This window comes from Polynucleobacter sp. AP-Elch-400A-B2 (assembly GCF_018688355.1).
In the GTDB taxonomy this organism is placed as follows: domain Bacteria; phylum Pseudomonadota; class Gammaproteobacteria; order Burkholderiales; family Burkholderiaceae; genus Polynucleobacter.
Window position 1 is genome coordinate 2,069,039 of the sequence record NZ_CP061317.1, and the last position, 25,254, is coordinate 2,094,292.

At 46.3% G+C, this 25,254-nt stretch carries 20 protein-coding genes, 1 tRNA gene and 1 pseudogene; 6 read left to right on the forward strand and 16 right to left on the reverse strand.

Annotated features, from left to right (window positions below; all coding sequences use genetic code 11):
- The first annotated feature begins 471 nt into the window (after positions 1-471).
- Positions 472-1,911 (forward strand): carbohydrate porin, encoded by a 1,440-nt coding sequence (locus FD977_RS10675; RefSeq protein ID WP_215305582.1) that lies wholly within the window; start codon positions 472-474, stop codon positions 1,909-1,911.
- 83 nt (positions 1,912-1,994) lie between these two features.
- A complete protein-coding gene (locus FD977_RS10680; protein ID WP_215305583.1) occupies positions 1,995-2,690 on the forward strand; it encodes a hypothetical protein in 696 nt (231 codons plus the stop codon).
- 153 nt (positions 2,691-2,843) lie between these two features.
- Here the strand turns inward: FD977_RS10680 and FD977_RS10685 are convergent.
- Both FD977_RS10685 and FD977_RS10690 read right to left on the reverse strand, forming a co-directional pair.
- Positions 2,844-2,919 (reverse strand) — tRNA-Phe (locus tag FD977_RS10685).
- Between the two features lie 116 nt (positions 2,920-3,035).
- Complete coding sequence (locus tag FD977_RS10690) at positions 3,036-3,923, reverse strand: fumarylacetoacetate hydrolase family protein (RefSeq protein WP_215305584.1); 888 nt, start codon at positions 3,921-3,923, stop codon at positions 3,036-3,038.
- A 100-nt stretch (positions 3,924-4,023) separates the two neighbouring features.
- Here FD977_RS10690 and FD977_RS10695 point away from each other — a divergent pair, with 100 nt between their 5' ends.
- Together FD977_RS10695 and FD977_RS10700 are read left to right on the forward strand one after the other, a co-directional pair.
- Positions 4,024-4,998: a tripartite tricarboxylate transporter substrate binding protein gene (locus FD977_RS10695; RefSeq protein WP_215305585.1), complete on the forward strand. Its 975-nt coding sequence runs from the start codon at positions 4,024-4,026 to the stop codon at positions 4,996-4,998.
- Positions 4,995-5,807 (forward strand): class II aldolase/adducin family protein, encoded by an 813-nt coding sequence (locus FD977_RS10700; RefSeq protein WP_215305586.1) that lies wholly within the window; start codon positions 4,995-4,997, stop codon positions 5,805-5,807. The genes FD977_RS10695 and FD977_RS10700 overlap by 4 nt, the downstream gene beginning before the upstream one ends.
- Here FD977_RS10700 and FD977_RS10705 read toward each other — a convergent pair.
- The 7 genes from FD977_RS10705 to def all read right to left on the reverse strand — a co-directional run bounded on the left by FD977_RS10705 (position 5,804) and on the right by def (position 14,502).
- On the reverse strand, positions 5,804-8,008 hold the full coding sequence (locus FD977_RS10705) for an OsmC domain/YcaO domain-containing protein (RefSeq protein WP_215305587.1): 2,205 nt from the start codon (positions 8,006-8,008) through the stop codon (positions 5,804-5,806). The two genes, FD977_RS10700 and FD977_RS10705, sit on opposite strands and share 4 nt — an antisense overlap.
- Positions 8,009-8,115: 107 nt before the next feature.
- Complete coding sequence (locus FD977_RS10710) at positions 8,116-8,796, reverse strand: response regulator (RefSeq protein ID WP_215305588.1); 681 nt, start codon at positions 8,794-8,796, stop codon at positions 8,116-8,118.
- 3 nt (positions 8,797-8,799) lie between these two features.
- Entirely contained in the window at positions 8,800-11,094 is a 2,295-nt protein-coding gene (locus tag FD977_RS10715; protein ID WP_215305589.1) for an ATP-binding protein, read from the reverse strand.
- Positions 11,091-11,672 carry a DUF4390 domain-containing protein gene (locus tag FD977_RS10720; protein ID WP_251369494.1) on the reverse strand — a complete coding sequence of 194 codons (582 nt, stop codon included), beginning with the start codon at positions 11,670-11,672 and terminating at the stop codon, positions 11,091-11,093. The genes FD977_RS10715 and FD977_RS10720 overlap by 4 nt, the downstream gene beginning before the upstream one ends.
- Positions 11,669-12,982 carry a 16S rRNA (cytosine(967)-C(5))-methyltransferase RsmB gene (gene rsmB, locus FD977_RS10725; protein ID WP_215305590.1) on the reverse strand — a complete coding sequence of 438 codons (1,314 nt, stop codon included), beginning with the start codon at positions 12,980-12,982 and terminating at the stop codon, positions 11,669-11,671. The genes FD977_RS10720 and rsmB overlap by 4 nt, the downstream gene beginning before the upstream one ends.
- Position 12,983: 1 nt before the next feature.
- Positions 12,984-13,979 (reverse strand): methionyl-tRNA formyltransferase, encoded by a 996-nt coding sequence (fmt, locus tag FD977_RS10730; protein ID WP_215305591.1) that lies wholly within the window; start codon positions 13,977-13,979, stop codon positions 12,984-12,986.
- Positions 13,980-13,986: 7 nt separating this feature from the next.
- On the reverse strand, positions 13,987-14,502 hold the full coding sequence (def, locus tag FD977_RS10735; protein WP_215305592.1) for a peptide deformylase: 516 nt from the start codon (positions 14,500-14,502) through the stop codon (positions 13,987-13,989).
- Between the two features lie 71 nt (positions 14,503-14,573).
- Between def and dprA the strand changes: the two genes are divergently transcribed.
- Positions 14,574-15,272: a DNA-processing protein DprA gene (gene dprA, locus FD977_RS10740; RefSeq protein WP_215305593.1), complete on the forward strand. Its 699-nt coding sequence runs from the start codon at positions 14,574-14,576 to the stop codon at positions 15,270-15,272.
- Positions 15,273-15,469: 197 nt separating this feature from the next.
- Entirely contained in the window at positions 15,470-18,148 is a 2,679-nt protein-coding gene (locus FD977_RS10745; protein ID WP_371743112.1) for a DNA topoisomerase III, read from the forward strand.
- Here FD977_RS10745 and mnmC read toward each other — a convergent pair.
- The 7 genes and pseudogenes from mnmC to rpmH all read right to left on the reverse strand — a co-directional run.
- Positions 18,118-19,209, reverse strand: a pseudogene (gene mnmC, locus FD977_RS10845) (FAD-dependent 5-carboxymethylaminomethyl-2-thiouridine(34) oxidoreductase MnmC); the annotation flags it as partial. The gene FD977_RS10745 and the pseudogene mnmC sit on opposite strands and share 31 nt — an antisense overlap.
- 46 nt (positions 19,210-19,255) lie before the next feature.
- Positions 19,256-21,103, reverse strand: coding sequence for a phosphoenolpyruvate carboxykinase (GTP) (locus tag FD977_RS10750; protein ID WP_215305594.1), 1,848 nt, complete (start codon positions 21,101-21,103; stop codon positions 19,256-19,258).
- 90 nt (positions 21,104-21,193) lie between these two features.
- Positions 21,194-22,573, reverse strand: coding sequence for a tRNA uridine-5-carboxymethylaminomethyl(34) synthesis GTPase MnmE (gene mnmE / locus FD977_RS10755; protein ID WP_215307142.1), 1,380 nt, complete (start codon positions 22,571-22,573; stop codon positions 21,194-21,196).
- 40 nt (positions 22,574-22,613) lie between these two features.
- A complete protein-coding gene (gene yidC, locus FD977_RS10760) occupies positions 22,614-24,320 on the reverse strand; it encodes a membrane protein insertase YidC (protein ID WP_215305595.1) in 1,707 nt (568 codons plus the stop codon).
- 10 nt (positions 24,321-24,330) lie between these two features.
- Positions 24,331-24,570, reverse strand: coding sequence for a membrane protein insertion efficiency factor YidD (gene yidD, locus FD977_RS10765; protein ID WP_215305596.1), 240 nt, complete (start codon positions 24,568-24,570; stop codon positions 24,331-24,333).
- Between the two features lies 1 nt (position 24,571).
- Entirely contained in the window at positions 24,572-24,820 is a 249-nt protein-coding gene (gene rnpA, locus FD977_RS10770; protein ID WP_251369496.1) for a ribonuclease P protein component, read from the reverse strand.
- Between the two features lie 77 nt (positions 24,821-24,897).
- Positions 24,898-25,032: a 50S ribosomal protein L34 gene (rpmH, locus tag FD977_RS10775; protein ID WP_011903922.1), complete on the reverse strand. Its 135-nt coding sequence runs from the start codon at positions 25,030-25,032 to the stop codon at positions 24,898-24,900.
- Between the last annotated feature and the right edge of the window lie 222 nt (positions 25,033-25,254).

A 25,254-nucleotide genomic window follows, 5' to 3' on the forward strand; every position in this document is an offset into this window, starting at 1 on the left:
ATGTCAAATTGGTTTGTCGTTTTAAACGACATTCCGAGTTGGGGAGAATTTGGAAAGCCTAGGGAAATGGGGCCAGACCGCGGCTAACACTAGAGATTCTATGAGCCACTTCTAATGTTTTGAGAATTCTTGGTGGCCCGGGGCGGAATCGAACCACCGACACAAGGATTTTCAAATATCCTCCGATAGACCGCTTTCGCTTTGATTTCAAGGGCTTGAGTCACCAGTCTCGACTTGTCTAAAAATTGTGCGTCCTTGTGCTGGTCAAATTGGGCAATGAAATCAGAATCTTGCGAAGGGCAATTTTTCTGTGTGTACAGATTATGTTGCCATCACTGCACCAGTCAATCACCATAGTGTCTACTAATGTCGTTTTAAACGACATAGAATCCCAATCTCTCCAATTGAGATTCATTCTCAATTATATGCTAAGATGAGAACGAATCTCATTAAGCATATTTGGCATTTAAGATGTTTTTCTCATTTAGCACCAACCACACAGCCTTTTTCAGCCTAGTTAGCTCCCTTTGCTTGGTTGGGCTATCTTTGCCTGTCTATGCCGAGTCCCCCGTAAGCGATACCCCAATCGTTTTAGCTGAGTCACCCGTCAGTAGCGCTCCCACCATCGACAGTCCAGTCGCTCTCGAAAGTGCATCAGAGCAATGGAGTGTTCATGGGCAAGCAACCTACATCAATCAATTTAAAAATAACTTTAATTCTCCCTATTACGGATCTAAGAGTCTTTTAAATAAATCTGATGGCGATATCTCTAAAAGCTATACCTTCTCGGCCACAGCATTTTTAGGAACGAGGCTATGGGAGGGTGCTGAAGCCTATATCAACCCTGAGATGTTTGAAGGCATTCCCTTTTCCGGTCTCAGCGGATTGGGTGGTTTTAGTAATGGTGAGCTACAAAAAGGAACGGCAATTCCACCAATCTATTACATGGCAAGAATGTTTTTACGCCAGACCTTTGGCTTTGGTGGCGGACAAGAGCATATCGAAGGTGTTGCTAATCAGTTAGCAGGTAATGTAGATAAACGTCGCCTTGTAGTGACATACGGAACATTCTCGGCATTAGATTTCTTTGATGCCAATGCCTATAGCCATGATCCTCGCACACAGTTTTTAAACTGGTCGCTCATGGCCAGCGGTGCTTATGACTATGCCGCCAACTCTCGTGGCTACACCTATGGCTTTGTAGGCGAGTATTACCATGATGAAGAATGGGTGATGCGCCTAGCTCGATTGGCTATGCCCAAGTCACCAAATTCATTAGCCCTAGACTATGACCTCACACAGCAGTACGGCAATACAGCCGAGATAACTCACCTTCATACGATTAATGGACAAGCTGGTAAGGCTCGAGTTCTAGTCTTTCAAAATCGCGGAATCATGTCTACCTATAACAATGCGATGAATTTTGGCCAACAGAGCAATACCACTCCAGACATCTTAAGCACACGATATGGGTATCAAACTAAATGGGGCTACGCATTAAATGGCGAGCAAGCAATTACAGAAAATATTGGCGCCTTTGGAAGGTGGAGTTGGAATAATGGCCAAACTGAAACGCAAGCATTTACAGATATCAGCAATTCATTATCTGGCGGCCTATCCATTAAAGGTGCTGGTTGGGGAAGACCACAAGACACTATTGGAATTGGTGCGGCACTCAATGGAATCTCATCACAACAAATTAGCTACCTACAAAAAGGTGGTGTAACGATGTTCATTGGCGATGGCAGACTCAACTATAAGAAAGAACAAATCTTTGAAACTTTCTACAGCTGGAATGTTTATAAGAGTCTGTCGCTATCTGCCGACTATCAGCGTATCGCAAATCCTGGATACAACACAGATCGTGGGCCAGTCAATTTCTATGGATTAAGAGCCCACATTGAAATGTAATCGCATTGATCCTTTATAGTGCCGACATGTCTCTTTTGCGATATTCACTTAAGCCCCTCAAGTCAGCGCCTTATTTGCTTTGCTTGAGTAGCATTGTATTTGCGGCACCTTTTGAGATTAAGGTTCACGACGAACTCATTGCAGAATATCAAGAATCTGCTTTTGAAGTAGAAACAAACTTATTTCAAGCACCTGTCTCACAAGGACTAAAAACTAATGTCTTTCAAACAAGGCTGGAGTATGGGTATGGCATTACTGAAAAAAGTGAAATTGGTGCCAATATCTATCTCAGTAACTACAACGGCGTGAGCTATGTCAATGGCGGCAAGGTAAGCCATATGTATATTCCCACCCATGATGAAGAGGGCTTGTGGCATTACGGGGTGAAGAATGAGATTAATTACATCAAAGATGTGGGTGGCACAGAAACTACCTTTTATGAATTAACTCCTATCTTGGCACTTCAACTTCAAGACTGGAGATTTACCATCAACCCAAGCGTTGATGTGACATTAAATAAAAATAGCTCAGCTACATTTTCGCCGTCAGCTAAAGTGGCTTATGAGCTAACGCATGCCGTTGATGTTGGTATGGAGTACTACGGAGATAACCTGCCTAATAAAAGTTTATACAACATCTCTCAACAGCCCCATACTGCCTATCTGGTCATGGATGCCAAACATGGCAAGTCATCGTTTAACTTTGGTATTGGTAAAGGTGTCACGGCTAATAGTGACAATTGGGTGATTAAACTCATAGCCTCACTGAGCTTTAATTAGTGATGTCGTTTAAACGACATCACCGATACAGGGATGAAAATTTGATTTGTCCTTTTAAAGGACACTTCTTGATGGGGATATCCGAATCTAATGGCGTCTAACCCAGCCAAACCACAAAAGAAAATAGCCCAACAAGTGGGCTATTGTGATTCTTGGTGGCCCGGGGCGGAATCGAACCACCGACACAAGGATTTTCAATCCTCTGCTCTACCGACTGAGCTACCAGGCCAAGACTTTTAATTATAAATGAAACCGTCCTCATGCCCGAAAAACATGCTGACTGAGGCTGGCTATATTGATTTACTGGCGACGGGACTGCCTGAGCCGTTCAAAATGTATCGACGCCTATTCTGCAATAAAGGTATTTTCCAGTCTACCAATCCCACCCATTTCAACCACTACTACATCGCCATTCACGAGATATTTGGGCGGCTTAAATCCGATTCCAACACCCACGGGAGTACCGGTAGCGATGATATCGCCGGGATAAAGAGTAATGCCAGCAGAAACTGTAGCAATCATGTTTGGTATATCAAAGATCAGATCCTTCGTATTGGAGTTCTGGCGTAATTCACCATTCACCCAACATTTCACTGAAATATCCTCTGCATTAACTTGATCCGCAGTAACGACCCAAGGTCCCATAGGACAGAAAGTGTCAAAGCTCTTACCAAGAAACCATTGCTTATGACGCTGCTGCCAATCTCTAGCAGTTACATCATTGATGGCAGTGTAGCCCCACACATGCTTCATTGCATCAGCCTCGCTAATACCTTTTCCACCCTTGCCAATAATGATAGTTAACTCAGCCTCGTAATCAATTGCTGTTGAAACCGCAGTAGGAATGATGACATTTGTATTTGGTCCCGTAACAGATTCAGGAGGCTTCGTAAAAAAGATGGCATGTGAGGGAATGTCTTCACCAGGCTTAGCGCTACCATCAAACCCACTATTAGAAAATTCTTTCGCATGCTCGTGATAATTTTTACCTACACAAAAGATATTTCTTCTAGGCCTTGGGACCGGAGCCAACAAATGAATGTCGGAAAATGCATGGGTTGATACTGGCTTAGATAACTTCCCCGCTAGATCTGCACGCAAAATAGCTACTACGCCATCCTCACTAACATCTACACCTAAATCCAACTCTTCAACAGTTTTACCATCCTCGGAGATTGAACCAATTCTGGTTTTACTAGGGTCATTGAGTAGCGAAAATGTAGCGTATTTCATGATTTTGTCTCCATTTAGGATTTTGTCTTAAACCCTAGGCTTTAATACTAAATATTGTAGTAGAGTGAAAAGAAAATCAAATAATAACCAAGTAAATACTATGAGACAAAAAATTACTTCCGTTTTAATACTCGCTGGCTTAGCCTTATTTTCTACTCCTGGCTTTTCTCAGGAGGCCTGGCCAAGTAGGCCAATCACCATGGTCGTCCCATTTCCACCTGGGGGTGTAGCAGATGCTGTGGGCAGGCCAGTTGCTGAGGCCATGTCACGCATTCTGGGTCAGTCGGTCATTGTTGAGAACAAGAGCGGTGCTGGTGGTGGTATTGGCATGGCGTCCGTTGCGAAATCCAAGCCTGATGGCTATACAATTTTGATGGCGCTCTCTTCAATCTCCATTATTCCCGAAGCAGATAAGGTGGTTGGTCGAGAGCAGTCTTTTCAGTTAAACCAGTTAAAACCAATTGCGCGCTTTACTGCCGACCCAACAGTTTTAGTTGTCAGGGCAGACAGCCCATGGAAAGACTACAAGTCATTTGTTGCAGCAATGCGCGCTAATCCAGGCAAATATAATTTTGGCTCCTCCGGAAATTACGGAACGATGCATGTGCCAATGGAAATGCTGAAATCATCGGAAAAGTTTTTTATGGTCCATGTTCCTTATACCGGAGCTGGTCCAGCAATTATTGGCTTATTAGGTGGTCAAGTAGATGCTTTAGCCACCGGACCATCATCCATCGTTCAACAAATTAAAGCTGGCAAGGTTCGAGCCTTGGCGCATTGGGGGGATGGACGGCTAGCGAGCATGCCCGAAGTGCCTAGCTTCAAGGAGATGGGAGTAAAGATCGAGTTTGCTCAATGGGCAGGCTTATTTGTTCCTAGCGCAACCCCTGATGCAATTACAAACAAGTTACGCGAAGTGGCTAAACTTGCAGCAAGCGATGATCGTGTACGGTCGGTGATAAATGGTGCTGGTAGCCCAATTCAATATCTGGATGCACCAGAATTTAAAGTCTACTGGGATAAGGAGTCAGCCCAGATGATTGATGTTGTGAAAAAAATCGGTAAGGTTGAATGATGAATAATCGCCACTTATTTAAATTCCTATGCTTTGCATCACTTGCGGCGCCTCTTCTTGCGCAGTCCGCTAATGTTCAAGAGCAAATGACAGAATCACCAGCGGTGAAAGCTGCGGTCGAGGAACTTGTACTTGCGAACCATATTCTGTATGACCAAAATGCAGTAGATGGGTATGGTCATATCAGCATTCGAAATCCAAATAATCCAAATGCTTTCTTCTTGGCCAGAAGCGTTGCCCCATCAGTTGTGACTGTTGCGGACATTATGGAATTTGATATGAATGGCAAAGCCTTGCATGGAGACACACGAACAGCTTACGGCGAGCGGTTTATTCATAGTGGCATATTACGCAATCGCCCTGATATTAATTCTGTCATTCATGGTCATGCCGCCCCAATACTGCCTTATGGCATGACTGGATCTACCTTAAAGCCGGTCTATCATATGAGTGCGTTTTTAGGAGAGGGTGCTCCAATATTTGAGATTCGTAATTTTGCAAAACCTAATATTGATACTGATATGTTTGTTAGTAATAATGATCTGGGGGATGCACTTTCAAAAACTATGGGCCTACAGTACTTTGTTCTAATGCGCGGCCACGGTTATGCGGCGGGCGCTGACTCCATTAAAAAAGTTGTCTTCAGATCTATTTACGCCATTCAGAATGCCAGTATTCAATCTGAGGCGATGAAAATGGGTAATGTGCAATACCTCACGCCTGGCGAGGCAACAGCATCTCAAGAGACTATTGAAAAGACCATCGGGCGTCCTTGGCAGCTTTGGAGCGAGCGCGTTAAAAAACCTTAGTCAGCAGGCGCCATAGTTTTAGCGCGCGCAGTATGTAATTTTCTATAGCTGTCAATTAAGCGATGGTGCCTATCGAGGCCCTCCAGCTTCACGCTTGTAGGGGTCAGGCCATAGAAGCGGGTAGCTCCATCTATGGATCCAACCACTGCATCCATTCTCTCGTTTCCAAACATTCTTCGTAAATTGACTATGTAGTGATCAAGCTCCAAGTCATCAGCTAGCGCTATCTCTAACACTGCATTTAAGGCCTGATAAAACAATTTACGCTCAACCGAATTGTCGTTGTACTGAAGAAACGCGCCAACGAGCTCATGAGCCTCGTCAAATTGTTTTAAAGCAAGATGAATAAGTAGCTTTAGCTCCAATACTGTTAGCTGACCCCAAGGGGTATTTTCATCAAACTCGATACCGATCAGAGTGGCGATATCGCCGTACTCATCTAGCTCATTATTTTCTAAGCGCTCAAGTAGTCCGCTTAGACTTGTGTCATCTAAATGGGATATATTTAAAATATCAGCGCGGAATAACAATGCTTTGTTCGTGTTGTCCCAAATTAAATCTTCAACTGGGTAAACCTCGGAGTAGCCTGGTACCAAGATTCGACATGCCATTGCCCCTAGCTGGTCATACACCGCAACGTAAGCTTCTTTGCCAAGAGATTTAAGAATGCTGAACAAGGTGGCAGCCTCTTCATCATTCGAGTTTTTACCTTTGCCAGAAAAATCCCACTCAACAAAATCGTAATCTGCTTTCGCGCTAAAGAAACGCCAAGAGACGATGCCGCTCGAATCAATAAAGTGCTCAACAAAGTTATTTGGCTCCGTGACTGCTTCACTAGTAAAAGTGGGTGGGGGCAAATCGTTAAGGCCCTCCAAGCTGCGTCCCTGTAGTAGCTCAGTCAAACTCCGCTCCAACGCTACTTCTAAACTGGGATGCGCACCGAATGAGGCAAATACTCCGCCTGTTCTTGGGTTCATTAAGGTAACGCACATGACTGGATATACACCACCAAGCGAAGCGTCCTTGACCAGCACTGGAAAGCCCTGCTCCTCAAGACCCTGAATGCCTGCCAAGATACTGGGGTACTTTGCAAGCACCTCCTGTGGAACATCCGGCAAGGAAATTTCACGTTCAAGGATTTCACGTTTCACTGCTCGCTCAAATATCTCAGATAAGCATTGAACCTGGGCTTCAGCTAGCGTATTACCAGCACTCATGCCATTGCTGACGTAGAGGTTTTCAATCAGGTTCGATGGAAAATACACAGTCTCACCATCAGACTGGCGCACATAAGGCAAGGAGCAAATCCCCCGCTCGCCTTTACCAGAATTGGTGTCAATTAAATGTGAGCCACGTAACTCGCCATCAGCGTTGAAAATACCCAGGCAATACTCATCCAGTATTTCTTTAGGTAAGGCATCTTTAGGGCCCGGCTTAAACCAGCGCTCATTGGGGTAGTGAACAAAAGCGCTATTGGCGATCTCTTCACCCCAGAATGCGCCCGCGTAGAAATGGTTATTGCTCAGTCGCTCGATATACTCACCCAAGGCTGAAGCAAGGGCGCTTTCTTTTGTAGAGCCTTTACCGTTGGTAAAACACATTGGTGAATGGGCATCGCGAATATGCAAAGACCATACATTCGGAATTAAGTTGCGCCACGAGGCAATCTCAATCTTAATTCCCAGATTGGCCAATACACCAGACATATTGGCAATAGTTTGTTCTAGCGGTAAATCCTTGCCGGCAATGTAAGTGCTCAAGCTTGAATCTGGCTTTAAAGCCAATAAAGTTTGAGCATCTGCGTCTAGGTTTTTAACTACTTCAATGACAAACTCTGGGCCTGCTTGCACCACCTTCTTCACGGAGCAGCGCTCGATGGAGCGCACAATGCCATGACGATCGTTAGCAGAAATATCTTCCGGCAGTTCAACTTGAATTTTGAAGATCTGCTGGTAACGATTTTCCGGATCGACGATATTATTTTGAGAAAGGCGAATGTGCTCAGTTGAAATATTGCGCGTGTCGCAATACAGCTTCACAAAATACGCCGCACACAAGGCTGACGAAGCTAAGAAATAGTCAAAAGGGCCCGGGGCTGAACCGTCACCTTTGTAGCGGATGGGCTGATCAGCAATCACTGTGAAGTCATCGAACTTGGCTTCAAGGCGCAGCTTATCGAGAAAATTAACCTTTATTTCCATGGGAATAATTCCGAAAAGATATGGGCGCTATTATCCGTCGCAACGGTGATGCTGTGTGCAGTATCAACAGCCTCTAGATCATTCGCGGCAATGATGGGCAAGGCGCCTTATTGTTCAGCCTTATTGCGCGAGGTATCGATTCCCAAAGCTTTTAGCTTGCGATATAGATGAGTTCGCTCTAGACCAGTGTATTCAGAAATTTTGGTCATGCTGCCACCCATGATGATCATTTGATGCTCGAAGTACGCTTTTTCGAATAAATCCCTAGCCTCACGAAGCGGCAAATCAAAATAGGTTTTTGCAATCCCGCTGATGTACTCACCACTCTGAACTTGAGAGGCTTGTTCGCTAACTACCGCTTTTGCACTTGGGCTTGATGAAGACGCCACTGACACTTTTTCTTCAGCGGACTCAACATACTTGGGTGAGCTTTCTAAGGCCTTACTCACCGTCTTGAGTAACTTTTGAAGTGCAATAGGCTTTTCTAAAAAATTGAGTGCGCCTATACGCGTAGCTTCAACAGCCGTATCAATCGTAGCATGTCCTGACATCATCACCACTGGCATGGTGAGCTGCCCAGTCTTAGACCACTCTTTCAATAAACTAATTCCATCGACATCTGGCATCCAAATATCAAGCAAGACCAGGTCTGGGCGCATTTGTTCACGAATTGTACGAGCCTGCATAGCGCTCTCAGCCGCATACACGGTATGGCCCTCATCCGTCAGAATCTCATTGAGAAGCTCACGAATTCCCATCTCATCGTCGACCACCAGAATACTTGCCATTCCTTATGCCGCCTCTTTTGCCAGATTCATAAACAATATTGATACTTTTGCACCGATTACCTCATCCGCCTGCATGCGGTTGCGGATTTCGATTTTGGCTCCGTGATCATCTACTATTTTCTTCACTACCGCCAATCCCAACCCTGTGCCCTTACTCTTCGTTGTTACATAGGGCTCAAAGGCTCTTGCCAATATCTTAGCTGGAAAACCTGAACCGCTATCACTTATTGTTAAACGCACCGCATTTTGTGGCACACCACTCAATTCGCCATAAGGCACTAATTCTGTTTTTACTTCAACCGGCTCAGATTGATGAACGCCTTCAAGAGTAGCATCTTGGGCATTTTGCAAAAGATTATGAATAATTTGTCTGAGTTGCGTTGGGTCGCCCATAATATTTGGGGTTCGTGGGTCCAGCTGGGTCTTTATGGGGCTTCCTTCATACAAACCCAGAATCTCTTGCGTCAAAGTATTGATCGAAACAGGCTTCAGTTGCGGACTAGGCGTCTTGGCAAAGTCCCTGAAGTCATTCACCATTTGTTTCATGGCCTGCACCTGCCCAATGATGGTTTCCGTGCTGCGATTCATCATCTCTTCCTGCTCAGGACTCAACTTGCCGGCCAACTTATGCTGCAGCCTCTCGGCTGAGAGCTGTATGGGGGTTAATGGATTCTTAATCTCATGGGCTAAACGTCTGGCCACCTCGCTCCAAGCAATCGAGCGCTGTGCACTCACTACGTCAGTGATGTCGTCAAATACCACCATGCGCAAATCTGCCGTCAATTCAGTGCCGCGAATAAACAAAGTGACGCCAGGTTCGTTTTCAAACTCGTTTGTACTATGAAGCTGAATCTGCTTTTGCCATACTGGCGCTGATGTATTTTTATCTTTTGCTGCTTGACCGCCCTCTATGCCAACAGTCAGTCTCATGGTGGCAAAGCCCTCTTTAATTGCTTGATCAAACTCGACAAGACTGGGGCTATCGCTTAAAGGGTGCCCATCCATTTGCGTTAAATCTTGTCCAAAGATACGATCAGCACCGGCATTACTAGAAACCATATTGAAATTCTTATCGAAGATGCAAACGCCGGCAGTTAAGTTGCCTAATACCGTTTCCAAAAATGATTTGGATTCTTGTAAAGAAGTTCTGGTATCAGCAAGCTGACGGGTCATCACGTTAAATTGACGCGTCAACATTCCTAGCTCGTCACCCGTATCTAATTCGGGCTTAGGTGATAAATCACCCTGAGCAACAGCTTGGGTTCCTTTTAAAAGCATCAGTAGCGGCCGAGCCAGCTGGCGACCCAGAATTAAGGCCAAAGTAACGGCAACAAATAAGGCAAAGAATAAAGTTAAAGTTAGTGTACCCACAAACATTTTTCGCAAACCAGTCCGGCCCAATGACTTCTCTTGATAGTCGCTATAGGCGGATTCAACCGCAACAATGTTCTTGGCTAATGGCTCAGGAATGAATCGCACTAACTGTAAAAAATATTTATCTTCTATATCTTTGCCAGAGGCCTGTTTTTTTCGAACAATCGGCACAATCGCCCTGACTCGATAGCCGCGCTGACCACCATTCACTTCAATTTGATCTACAAAAGTGATGCCTTTCTTTTTAAATGCATCTGCAATTACGTCAGGGCTGGGTGCAGGAAAATATTTGTTGGGTCGTGACTCGCTTGTCAATATCAGGCTGCGCCGAATATCAAACAGGCTTACCTCTTGAATACCAAATTGATTACGAATCTTCATTACCGTAGCGCCAACTTGATCAGAGGTCGTGCCGGACGGGACCTGCACAATTTGCTCGGCAATGTAGTTTCCCTCGGCTAGAATTTCTTCTTGAGCAACGCCCAGGGTAACGCGCCCTAATTCAAGACCAGCATCTAGCGCGGACTCCACCTGAACATCGAACCAGGTTTCAATACTGCGGGATACGAACTGTAGAGAAACTCCATACAAAATTAATCCTGGGACAACTCCAACCAAAGCAAAGATCATTGCCAACTTTGCGACTAAGCGGGTTCCAAAACGCCCTTTGCGCCAACGAATCGCAATCACAATCACCAAGGTCAAAATGACCAAGGTCAAGCAGATTCCAACCACCACATTGGCTGCATAAAGCCAAATAAAGTAATTATCGAAAAACTCGGTATTGGATGTTGCAATTGATAAGAGTGCCAACAATAAAAGCGCAAAGGCACCAATCAGCACCATGGCCATGGGCAATGCACGCCTTTTCCAGGCGTCTTTCTCAAACGCATTTGAGCCAATGAAGTCTAAAGATATCTTCATCGTTTAATCAAGTTAGGGCCATTTGATGAAAACGGAAAGCGCACCCAGTCGCTTGAGATATTCCAATCGCGATTGTTGAGCGCATTCACCTGAAATGGCTTGGGCAACTTACTTAAGTCCAAGCTCATTCTTAACGCTGCAGTGTAAGACTTGCTCGAATCAATTTGACTGCTATCAATTACCCGCCAACCCCCAATGCTTCCCACGGCCTGCAAAGCCTCAAATATCGTGTTTGCAGAGAAGGTAAAGCCTTCAGAAGCAATGCGGTATTGCTGAGTCATTGGCTGATAAGAAAGACGTATTGATCGCTGTGCAAGCGCAGGCTTTTCATCAAACCAGTACCAACGCGACCGCGTTAAATCAAACTCAGTTTGAAAATATAAAACAATGCCTTTTTGAACAGCGTCTTCTAAGCCTGGCGTCAACTCAATCTTAAATGTGGCATTCAGAAGCCAATCGTTATCCACCCGCTCCAGATCGGCAGTTTTGAGCTTGATTCCCTCTGCACTTACCGCGACGGAGAATAGGCTCAAGGCCATCAAGACACAAAGGGTGAGTTGTTTAATACCTTGGCTCATGGCCCACTTTTCTTAAACAAAGCATAGTAAAAACCGTCATTTAGCTCAGCAGGCAAAATTTGCCCAGGTGCGCTTAATCGTAATGCATCAGCATGCTCCGCAGCAAACCATGTTGCCTGCTCCTCACCCTCCTCTGGAAACACAGAGCAAGTTACATACAAAAGTGTGCCGCCGATCTTCAGGATCTTCCAGGCTTGCTCCAAAATAGCACGCTGCCTCAGTTGCAAGGCCTTAATGTCGGCCTCACGCCGCAAAAACGGAATGTCCGGATGCCTTGCAACAATGCCCGAGGCAGAGCAAGGTGCGTCCAAAAGAATTTTGTCAAATAACTTGCCATCCCACCATGCTGCCTTTGAGGCATCGCCGCGCACCACGCGAACGACACCAGACTGCAGGCGCAAGCGATCTAAATTGCCGCCGATTTTTCCGAGGCGCTCACCGTCTAGCTCCAAAGCAGTCATGTCGCATTGTGCCAACTCTAGTAAGTGGGCAGTTTTTCCACCAGGTGCAGCACAGGCATCCAATATGCGCTCACCCGGTTTTGGGTCCAGCAATACAGCCGCAATTTGTGCGCCTGCATCTTGAACAGAAACCGCGCCACTATAAAAGCCCGGTAAGTCTGAAACTGGCACCGCCTCGTGCAATAACAAAGCAGAATCCAATGTGACCCCAGCAATACTATCAATTGGTTCAGCTGCGATACCAGCCTCGCGCAATAACTCTTGATATTCCTTACGCGTATGTTGTTGAGCATTTACCCGCAAAATCAAGGGGGCTCGTTGAGCCTGCTGAATCAGCATGGCTTGCCAGGCCTTTGAATAGTTTCGTTTCAAACTAGCTCGCCACCAGGGCGGAAAAAACATGGGAATGGGATCTGGCGGATAAGGCTGTTCATTCTCAGCCTGCACCGCGAGGCTCACCTTGCGAAGCACTGCATTCACCAGACCCTTTGCATACATCGTGGGCTCATATTCACTACAAGCCTTTACAGCTTGATCAACGATCGTATGCGCTGCATAACCCTTGCCATCAGATCCACTTTGCAAAAATAAAGCAATCGCAACACTTAATAAGTACTCCACCTCTATTGGGGGCGTCTTTGGAATAAATTGTTGAATGAATTCGTGTGATCTCACCCACTTACGCAAAGCATCAAATGTAAGACTTTGGACAATGGGCCGCTCATGGGCATCTAGCTGATCTAACACTTCGGTGAGCGATCGACCTGCCATCACCTCACCGATTGCTTGCGCAGAAATAGTAATTGCCTCTGATAGTGGCAGACTGCGTGGTGTTTTTTGATCGGTCAAATTACTCTTTCTTGAACTGCATTATTTTTTTCTGCGTACGATAGCCCTGCAAACAAGCGCTCGCGCTAATTTTTTTTCCGCCAGGCTTTTGCATTTCTAAGATTTCAATCACGCCATCTCCACACTGAACATACACAACATCTTCACTAAAGCCTAAGACCCGTCCTGGGGTGGCATCTTGGTATATTTCTGCCTTACTAGGCAAACAAGAGTTCCAGAATTTCATTTGCTCACCATTCAAACTACTGGTGGATCCAGGAAATGGATTGAATGCTCGAATACGTCGATCGATTTCTATGGCGCTTAAATGCCAATCAATTTCTGCCTCACTCTTTAATATTTTTTCTGCGTAAGTCACTCCATCTATAGGCTGCGGAGTTCTTGCGATCGCGATGCCTTCGCTTAAGTCATTCAGAGTTTTGACTATCAGCTCGGCACCTAAGGTCGCCAAACGGTCATGTAGTGATACGCTAGTCTCTTGAGGTGTGATTTTTAGATCGCCCACAAGAACGGTGTCGCCCGTATCGAGGCCCACATCCATTTGCATGATACTCACACCCGTGAGGTCATCACCGCTCTCGATGGCGCGCTGTATTGGCGCTGCACCACGCCACCTTGGCAGCACAGAGGCGTGAATATTAAAGCAACCATATCTCCCATTCTGAGAAGCAAGATCAAGAATGGATTGGGGAAGAATTAGTCCGTAAGCAACGACAACCATTGCATCAAAATCAATGTCAGATAAATATTGAAAAATCTCTTGTGCCGCCGCTCTTTTCTGCAAGTCTGCATGATTCTGCTTGAGAGTTTCAGGCTGCAACACCGGAATATTTTTCTCTTGTGCAAATACTTTTACAGGGCTTGCTTGAAGATGCATGCCGCGACCTGCACGACGGTCTGGCTGCGTTAGCGCTAGCACAATTTGATGGCCAGATTTTTCTATTGCACGCATTGCTTGCGCAGCAAACTCCGGGGTGCCAGCAAAAACAATTTTCATTGGGCGCTTAGCGCTCGCCTACTAATTCTTTTGCGCGCTTTTTCATTTTGAGAGAAATACGGTTGCGCTTCAACATAGAGAGGTACTCAACAAATACCTTGCCTTGTAAGTGATCCATCTCATGCTGCAAACAAACCGCTAACAAGCCGTCTGCCTCTACTTTAAATTCTTTGCCGTTGATATCAAGCGCCTTAACTCGGACAACAGCTGGGCGATCTACTTCATCATAATATTCAGGCACCGAGAGGCAACCCTCGCGCCAAGATTTTTTTTCTGGACTTGCCCAAACTAATTCTGGATTAATGAATACCATTAATTGATCTTGATTGTCAGAAACATCAATCACTACTATGCGCTCATGAACGTCTACCTGGGTTGCAGCTAAACCAACTCCGGGGGCTTCGTACATTGTCTCGGCCATATCAGCCACAATTTTTTTGATGCGTGCATCCACCAGCGCTACAGGTTTGGCAACCTTATGTAGGCGTGGGTCTGGATAACAAAGGACGGTTAATAAAGCCATATCGGAATTATCCAACAGAGTAATCAGACTGTCCCGATAGTTCTCTGCAGCCCCAGGCTGAAAATTGCCATATGCGCACACCCAAAAATCCAAACATCATCCAAATTCATCGAAATACCCCCGACTACCCAGCTCGTCTATTGGATTTATCTGATCCGCCCAATTCACTCTATACGTATGGGGATATACGCTTATTGGATTTACCCATGATTGCCATTGTGGGGTCACGCGCCGCTAGCCCGGAAGGGATCAGGAATGCTTACTATTTTGCGCAAGCCCTATCTGCCGAGGGCTTTCTCGTTATTTCCGGACTGGCCAGAGGTGTTGATGGGGCGGCTCACCGAGGTGCGCTTGGGCAAAATCAGGGGCATCGAACCATAGCGGTATGCGGTTGTGGGCTAGATATTGTGTATCCTCGAGAGCATTTAGACCTGGCCCAAGCCATCGCCAACAGTGGGCTCCTGGTGTCTGAGCTGGCTCCAGGTCTAGGGCCAAAAGCTTGGCACTTCCCGCGCAGGAACCGCATCATTGCTGCCTTGTCTCTTGGAATACTCGTGATTGAGGCGGCCGAGCGCTCTGGTTCGCTCATTACAGCTAGGCTAGGTTGTGAGCTTGGTCGTGAGATTTTTGCGATTCCTGGGTCAATCCACAGCCCGCTTTCTAAGGGCTGCCATCAACTACTGCAGCAAGGCGCCAAGCTAGTTCAATCCCCACAAGACATCCTCGAGGAGCTGCCAAAATGGTCAAAAACCTCATTTAAAGGCCTTTAAAGCACTATTTTAAGAAAAATCAGGGTTTTAATAGGGCCTTACCAAAGCCCTAAAAATGAGTTTTTTGGACTTTTGTCAATTTATCGGTTAATAATAAAAAAGGGGTGTGAAAAAGGTCTGGCCAAGATCTGGTTTAAATTGGTCACCCGTTTTCACCCATAAAAACATCATTTCAAGCTCAAATTTAGGCAAAACGCGTGGCAACTAAAGCATCTACCAAAAAAAGCAGCCCCAAGACTTCAAGCGTTGATCACCCTAAAACTCTGATCATTGCGGAGAAACCCTCCGTTGCGAATGACATTGCCAAGGCCTTGGGTGGCTTCACTAAATATGAGGACTATTTCGAGAACGATGACTTTGTTATCTCCTCGGCAGTTGGCCATCTATTAGAAATTGCCGCACCTGAAGAATTTGATGTCAAACGTGGCAAATGGTCGTTTGCCAATCTTCCAGTTGTGCCTCCCTATTTTGACTTACGCCCGATCGCTAAAACTGAATCGCGACTGAAGGTATTGCAAAAGCTGATTAAGCGCAAAGACATCAATCAACTCATTAACGCATGTGACGCAGGGCGCGAAGGTGAGCTGATCTTCCGCTTAATTGCACAGCATGCAAAAGCACCGCAGGCTATTAAACGGCTCTGGCTCCAATCCATGACTCCGGCAGCCATTCGCGATGGCTTTGCCTCCCTGCGCAGCGATACTGATATGCAACCCCTCGCAGATGCGGCACGCTGCCGCTCAGAGGCGGATTGGCTAGTTGGTATCAACGGTACGCGGGCGATGACCGCATTCAACAGCAAGAGCGGTGGATTCTTTCTAACGACAGTAGGTCGAGTACAGACACCAACACTATCAATCGTAGTTGAGCGCGAAGAGCTGATTCGGAAATTTATCTCCAAAGACTATTGGGAGGTGAAGGCTGAATTTATTGCTGCAGCCGGCGTATATGAAGGACGCTGGTTTGATCCTAAATTTAAGAAAGATGCTGCGGCTCCAGATGCACGCGAGAATCGTCTCTGGAGTGAAGCTGCCGCACAAAGTATTGTGGCTGCGTGTCGCGATAAAAAAGCGAGCGTTAAAGAAGAGGCTAAACCAGCAACTCAATTAGCACCTCAACTGTTTGATTTAACGAGCTTGCAACGTGAAGCAAATGCGCGCTTTGGCTTCTCTGCTAAAAATACTTTGGGCTTGGCCCAAGCGCTTTACGAGCGCCATAAAGTGCTGACCTATCCACGTACTGATGCTAAGGCCTTGCCTGAAGATTATTTAGATACCGTGAAACAGACCATGGAAAACTTGGCTGAAAACTCACAAGAATACCGCTCCTTCGCCAAACAAATTTTACAAGGTGACCCCAAGGATCCAAAAGCTAAGGCAGGATATGGCTGGATCAAACCGAACAAACGTATTTTTGATAACTCAAAAATATCTGATCACTTTGCGATCATCCCAACTCTAGAGTCCCCAAAGATCCTCAGCGAACCAGAACAAAAGCTGTATGACTTGGTTGTCCGTCGCTTTTTGGCGGTCTTTTATCCAGCAGCTGAATTCCGCGTCACTACTCGCATCACCGAAGCGTCGGGACATCACTTTAAAACTGAAGGTCGCGTACTGGTCACACCAGGTTGGCTGACGGTATACGGTAGATCCAATCAAGCGGATGATGAGTTGGTGGCCGTGCAAGAAGGCGAAACCGTCCAAAATGAATCTATTGCGGCGATCCCATTAAAAACCAAGCCGCCAGCGCGCTATACCGAAGCAACTTTATTATCGGCAATGGAGAGTGCTGGCAAATGGGTAGATGATGATGACATGCGTGAAGCGATGGCCGAAAAAGGCCTGGGCACACCCGCAACCCGTGCTGCCATTATTGAAGGCCTGCTGGCAGAGCGCTATATGGTGCGCGAAGCACGTGAGCTAATACCAACTGCTAAAGCATTCCAATTGATGACGCTCTTGCGCGGCTTGGATGTTGAAGAATTAACCAGACCCGATCTCACTGGTAGCTGGGAAAATAAACTCTCCCTGATTGAGCGTGGCGAGATGAATCGCGATACCTTCATGCAAGAAATTGCACAGATGACGCAACGCATCGTCAAGCGCGCTAAAGAGTATGACAGCGATACAATTCCCGGTGACTATGCGACTATGTCCACGCCGTGTCCCCATTGCAAAGGCGCTGTTAAAGAAAACTATCGCCGCTTTGCATGCGAGAAGTGTGGATTTACGATTAGCAAAACTCCTGGTGGCCGCGCCTTTGAATACCCCGAGGTAGAAGAGCTGCTGCGTGAAAAAACGATTGGGCCATTACAAGGGTTCCGCAGCAAAATAGGAAGGCCATTCGCAGCAATTATTAAGTTGAGTGAAATCCCTGAAGATGATGCTGATTATCCAAACGCGGGCTTTAAGCTTGAATTTGATTTTGGCAACACTCAAGAAGATGAATCTGAAGCAATCGACTTTACTGGCCGACAGGCTTTAGGTGTATGTCCAAAGTGTTCTGGTGCTGTATACGAAGATGGCATGCGCTACTTGTGCGAAAGAAACACTGGCCCAGATAAGTCATGTGATTTCAAAACCGGTAAGGTTGTTTTACAACAAGAAATTTCTGCTGAGCAAGTTCAAAAATTGCTTACCGAAGGCAAAACCGATTTGCTAACCAACTTCAAATCTAACCGAACTGGCCGTGGGTTTAAGGCTTATCTTGCCTTGGGCGCAGATGGTAAAATTGGTTTTGAGTTTGAAGCTAAAGCGCCCAAAGCAGGAGCTGCAGCTAAAGCTCCGGCAAAGAAACGAGTAGGCGCAAGTGCAGCTACTAAATCTGTGGCAAAACCTAAACGTGCCAGCAAGGCGAAGTCATCTTCGAGCACTTGAGCTGTAATCAGCTTGGCCGCAAAAGCCGACCAAAGTGCGCCTCTCGACCCCAGGGCTGTTGCTAAAAATATTCCTGGGCGTTGAGTTAGCGCGCCAATGATCGGCAAGCGATCGCCCGCAACACAACGAATACCCACAAAACTTCCCGCCTTTTGAAGTTGCTCTGCATCTCCCTCTAGGTAATTTAATAAGCCTTTTGCTTGCTCGCGATTAAAGTCATCGCTTGAATTCCAATCTTGATGATCCGATTCACCCTCATCAAAACTAGAGCCCACTATCCACTGGTAACTTCCCTCGGGCAATTTTTTTGCAGGCAAGCAGTAGCCGTCGCCAGATATAGCGGTGAGCGGAAGTTTTGGTGCCCACGAACTATTTTGATCAACAGAAAAAATGCTTAGCTGTCCGCGGACCGGCCTCAAAGGAAGGCGTACATCTATGCTTGCGGCCAAACTTTTAGTTTCTAGTGCCGCTGCAATAATGACTTTGCCAGCCGTCATGATGCACTCATCTTGAGCGTTAATTAACTGCCAGCCCGCATCGACTTTCTCTAGTCGAGCTACAGGAGCATTCCAGCAGCAAGTCAGTTTTGGATGGGGTTTTAGCGCACCCAGTGTTGCCTCAGATAAGTTTAGTGATGCACCCCGTGGAAGCCAAATACCATTTTGATTAATGCCACAAATTTGTAATGCTTCATCCGCATCAAGTGCTTGAGCCATACCTTCATCAAACTCAAGTGATTTGAGGTAGCTTGCGACATCATCACGACTAAACGCCTTGTCTCTCTTGTTTGGTTGAAAGATGCCATGCTGATTCCACATCTGGCCCCAGCGAGCCTCTGCCATCAAAAATGCAATGCGTGTTAAGCGTATTAAGCGGGGGGCGCCTCGTCCAACATGGGGATGAGCAATAGCGTATGCGTGACTTGAACATGCTGATGCAGGGCGGGGGGCAGAATCAACAATGCAAACTGATTGGCCGCGCTCGAGGAGCTCACTGGCAATGCACGCACCTGCAATGCCTGCCCCAATCACCACAATGTCATGGTGTTGGGGTGAGGTCATTCAATAATGGTGTTGTTAAAAAGGCTTCTTAAATTTCTAGGGGCGCCTAGGCGTTTAAGCGCTTCTCAATTTTCGCCCGCATCTCTAAAAGCTCTTTCGGCAGGCGATCACCTAAGCGATCAAATAATTCAGAGTGTAATTTGAGCTCACTCTTCCACTCGTCAACTGAGGCAGCAATTACTTTCTCAAACTTTTCGATGGAGAAGTCGATGCCATCCCAGTGCATATCTGCATGCCCTGGAGAGATCCCAAAGACTGTTTCTGAGCCCTTTGCGCTACCCTCAACGCGTGCCAGGATCCAAGAGAGAACGCGCATATTTTCGCCATACCCCGGCCAAACAAACTTACCATCCTCATCCTTGCGGAACCAATTAACGCAATAGATTTTTGGTAACACCGCGCCTTCAGCTGCAAGTTTTTCACCAATATTTAACCAATGCTGGAAGTAGTCACTCATGTTGTAGCCAGCAAATGCAATCATCGCAAAAGGATCGCGACGCACAACGCCAACTTCACCAGTAATCGCAGCAGTAGTTTCAGAGCCCATTGTTGCGGCCATGTAAACACCCTCAACCCAATCACGAGCCTCACTTACCAATGGAACAGTAGTAGAGCGACGACCTCCAAACAGGAACGCATCGATTGGAACGCCTTCGGGGTCATCCCAATGAGGATCAACGGCTGGGTTATTAGTGGCGGCCATAGTAAATCGTGAGTTAGCATGAGCAGCCTTGCGTCCAGCAGCGCCGTCTGCTGGAGTCCAGTCTTTGCCCTGCCAATCAATCAAATGCGCTGGAGGGGCATCAGTTAAACCCTCCCACCAAACATCGCCATCATCGGTTAGGCCAACATTGGTGAAGATAACATCCTGGTTAAGGGAGTCTATGCAATTTGGATTAGTTAATCGGTTTGTTCCAGGAGCAACACCGAAGTATCCTGATTCAGGGTTAATTGCGAATAAACGAGTCTTTCCGGTGACCGGATCTTTGCGGGGCTTAATCCAAGCAATGTCATCGCCAATCGTTGTTACCTTCCAGCCCTCAAACCCTTTTGGCGGGATCATCATTGAGAAGTTGGTTTTTCCACAAGCCGATGGGAATGCTGCAGCAATGTGGTATTTCTTACCCTCGGGCGAGGTTGCGCCCAAAATCAACATATGCTCTGCGAGCCAACCTTGCTCACGCCCCATGTTAGATGCGATACGTAATGCAAAACATTTTTTACCCAAGAGAGCGTTGCCGCCATAACCAGATCCAAAAGACCAAATTTCACGCGTTTCTGGGTAGTGGACGATGTACTTAGTTTTGTTATTAGGCCAAGTCATATCTTTTTCGCCAGCCGCTAAAGGCTTGCCGACAGTATGAATACAGGGGACAAATTCGCCGGCAGCGCCCAGCTGATCAATAACAGCGCGACCCATGCGGGTCATAAGCCGCATGTTGATGGCAACATAAGGACTGTCAGAAAGCTCAACGCCGATGTGGGCGATTGGGGAGCCGATTGGACCCATAGAAAATGGCACTACATACATTGTTCTACCGCGCATGCAACCATCAAATAATGGCTTAAGTGTTGTGCGCATCTCAACTGGATCTACCCAGTTATTTGTGGGGCCCGCATCCTCTTTATTTGCAGAGCAGATAAATGTACGGTCTTCAACGCGAGCCACATCATCAGGGTCTGACAAGGCTAAGAATGAGTTTTTACGCTTAGTAGGGTTGAGGCGCTTGAACACCCCTTTACTTACCAGCAGCTCACAAAATTCATCGTATTCAGTTTGGGTGCCATCACACCAGCGAATGTTGTCTGGCTTGGTTAAGGCGGCTACATCTGCAACCCATTGAATCAGTTTTTGGTTTTTTACGTATTCAGGTACGTTGGTGTTGATAGTCATTAGAGTCCTATGAAATTTAATATTTTTGATCGCACTATTTTAACATTTCGGGCGTCTTTTTTATGAGCGAATCTGCCAAGAGCAAGTCTTTTATTTACCGATACAAAATTGACTAAATATCTTGCCCAAAAGATCGTCTGGGAGTAGCTTCCCAGTAATTTGTCCGAGCTGATCTTGTGCCAAACGGAGCTCTTCTGCAAACAACTCCAGCGATACATTGCCATTAGCGGCAAATTGTTGAGATTGCTCTAGGTGGGTAGCGGCCCTATCTAAGCAATCTAAGTGCCGCCTGCGCGCCACAATCACACCCTCCTGAGAGCCGCCCCAACCTACCAACTCTAAAATCTTCTGTTTTAGAGCATCGATACCCTCGCCCGTCTTGGCTGAAATAAACAAGGCTTGCTTTCCGTCTTGATTGGGTATGGGACCGCCCAATAAATCTGATTTGTTATTGACTTCCAGCACTGGGCACTTGGGCGGGAGCACTTTTAGTATTTGAGCTTTTAGCTCCAAAATTTCGGAAGCTGTAGTTGCCTCTGACGAGTTTGGATCTTGTAGAAAAATAACTAGGTCCGACGCCCCAATGGCTTCCCATGATCTTTCGATCCCCTTGGCCTCAACTAAATCGCTGGTTTCACGCAAGCCTGCGGTGTCAATGATGTGCATAGGAACACCGCCGATAGTAATACTCTCCTTAACGCGGTCTCTTGTGGTTCCTGCGATAGGCGTAACAATAGCCACCTCTTCGCCAGCTAAGCGATTTAGAAGAGAGCTTTTTCCAACGTTAGGCGCGCCAGCCAAAACCAGCTGAATGCCGTCACGCAAAATCTTGCCCTGCTTCGCCCCTTCCCTTAGCGCATATAGCTTTTGCATTACAGCGCTCAGGCGTTCACGAGCTTGAGCATTCTCCAAGAACTCAATCTCCTCCTCAGGGAAGTCTAGGGTGGACTCCACCAAAATGCGCAATTGGGTAATCTCTTCAATCAGGCTATTAATGTCATTTGAGAACGCGCCTTGCAAGGAGCGTGCTGCGCCACGTACCGCTGCTGCACTTTGCGCATCAATTAAATCCGTAATCGCCTCAGCTTGGGCTAAATCAATTTTGTTATTAAGGTAGGCTCGTAAAGAAAATTCGCCGGGCTCAGCAATTACTAAGCCTTGATCTTTTCCCAGCTCAAGACATCGCTTCATGACCAACTCTAAAAGTTGTGGTCCGCCATGGCATTGCAGCTCCAAGACATCCTCCCCCGTAAAAGAGGCGGGGGCTGCAAAGTAAATGGCAAGGAGTTGGTCGATGGACTCGCCCTGCGCATCTCGAAGAGTGAGTAAGTTTGCCTGCCTTGGTGTTAGCGCCTTATTAAATAAGGCCATGGCCATAGGCAAAAGCTGGGGCCCGCTAATGCGAATGACGCCGACACCAGCTTTGCCAGGTGCGGTGGCAAGCGCAATGATGGGCAGCTTTCTCGTCATCATTGCGGGTACTCCTTATATATTTTCAGCAGCCAAAAATTTATTTAGCCAACTTCTTTCCAAACATTTGATTGATCTGCCATTGCTGAGCAATCGATAGTAGGTTGTTCACTACCCAATACAAAACCAAGCCCGCAGGGAAGAAGAAGAACATGACTGAGAAAACTAAAGGCATATACATCATTACCTTCGCCTGAATTGGGTCGGGTGGCGTTGGATTAAGTTTGGTTTGGACAAACATAGAGGCCGCCATGATGATTGGCAAAATTCCAATTGGAATTGACTTTAAGCCAATCAAGCCACTAATGGATGTGTCTGGCAACGAGAGGTCGTGAACCCACAAAATCCAAGGGGCGCCACGCAACTCAACAGATGACAGTAGCACCCAGTACAAAGCGATAAATACTGGAATCTGAATCACCACTGGCAAGCAACCGCCGAGTGGGTTAATCTTTTCTTTGCGATACATTTCCATCATCGCCTGATTCATTTTTTGTGGCTCACCCTTGAACTGCTCTTTCATTACGGCCAAGCGGGGTTGTACTTCCTTCATGCGCGCCATCGATTTATAGCTTGCGGCTGACAGCGGGAAGAACACCAACTTAATCAAAATGGTCAATAAAATAATTGACCAACCCCAGTTACCAACATAAGAATGAATGTTGTCCAAGAGCCAGAAAATGGGTTTCGCCAAAATGGTTAAGTAGCCATAGTCTTTGAGCAACTCAAAGCCTGGGGCGATTGTTTCTAGCACACGCTCTTCTTGCGGACCGACAAATAGTCTGGCTTTTTCTACAACAGTAGAGCCTGCAGGGACCACGCCCAACGGAGTTTGCATACCAATTCGGTAGAGATTGTTATCAATTTTGTTGGCGTAGATATCACGCACAGCCTTATCGCTCGGAATCCATGCGCTAGCAAAATAGTGCTGAACCATTGCAATCCATGCAGGCTCACCAGCAGCCACCTGAGTAGGAATGGTGATTTTGTTTTTATCTATTGCAGTGAATTCGAGCTTATTAAACTTTTCTTTATCTGTGTAGGCTGCCGGCCCAGTAAATGTGCTTGCTGAAAATGCACCGTCAAAAGGGCCGATTTTTTGCTCTTGTGAAGCATCACGAACAATCTCGGTGTATAGAACAAGTGGGTTGGGGTTGTTGGCAGTTTGTGTAATGCGGTGCCCAACATCTACAACATAGCTTCCTGGGTTAAGGATGAAAGTTTTTTCAAGCTTAACGCCGTTGCGCTCGCTAACTAAGACGATAAATGGGCGGCCTGATTCATCTTTTCCAGACTGGACCATCTTAAAGTTGCTGGTGTGATTTGGAAGGTCGCTGTTTAAAGATATCAACCCGGAGCGTGCGAAGTATTTGTGTGTAGATGTGTACTGAAATAACTCAACAGGTTTGTTTTCTGGTGTGAAAGACTTTAGTAACTTTGCATCTACGACATTTGCACCGCTTGAGCTAATTTTCAACACAAGAACATCGTTCTGTAGCGTGAACTTTTCCGCGCTCGCCATTGCGTCACTATTAATAATTGGTGTTGTTGTAATTACTGGTGCGCTCGATAATTGGCTAGGAACATCAGTCTTACTGCCGCCCACACCTTTATCTGCAGGCGCTGGGGAGGTTGCTACGGGCCCACCAAACATCGATGGCTTGCCCTCATGAACCTGCCAGTTGTTGTACAACAACAAACCCGACATGGAGAAGACCGCCCAAAGAATTGTTTTTTTAAAGTCCATTTGCATTCACTTAAAGATGATGAGATGTTGGTTTTACTGCAGGGTCGTGTCCGCCTTGTGACCATGGATTACAACGCAAGATGCGCCACACCATCAGCCTAAAGCTTTTGAAAAATCCGTAACTAGCAAAACAGTCGCAGGCATATTGTGAGCATGAGGGCATGAATTTACAGTGCATACCAACAACGGGGCTGAGGGTTATTTGATAAAGCCTCACAAGCTTAATGGCCAGCTTATTCAGTAGGCGCACGTTAAATTAGCCCCACAATTTGCGCTCGCAGGCCTTCTTTTTCTTTACTCCGGAGTCTGCCGCGCGTTTCTCGACCAATTGGTTTTTTTAGCTTCACGACAACATCACTGTTAAGGCTTATTGCTTGAGCGTTTCTAAGCAACTCACGAATCATGCGCTTTAGTTGGTTGCGATCTACGGCACGTTTAGCCAGTTTTTTAGCTACCGCAATACCTAAATCTGGTTTTTCGCCCTGATTCGGGGAAGCCAAATACAAACCCCAACACAAACTTGTCTTGGGGCGTGTTTTTAGTAATTCAGAAATCCTGGCGCTATTCAACTGCTAAATTAAACGGCGAGGCGTTTGCGACCTTTAGCACGACGGGCATTTAATACCGCGCGTCCACTCTTGGTTTTCATGCGAATACGGAATCCGTGAGTGCGTTTACGGCGTGTTACTGAGGGTTGGTATGTTCTTTTCATGATTCATCCTGCAAAACCCAGTATTTTCCTTGTTGCTCGACAAAAGGTCAACCGCTATAGAAGAATATATAGGTATTTTTCGCTATTTATTTGGTGGTAATTCAATAAACCATTAATTTGTATGGTTTTTTTTATGTTGTACACAAGTTATCCACAGGTTTTCCACGTTTTTCTGCCTTGTGGATAACTTTATGGGGTCGCTACAATGAATCCTCTAAAAAT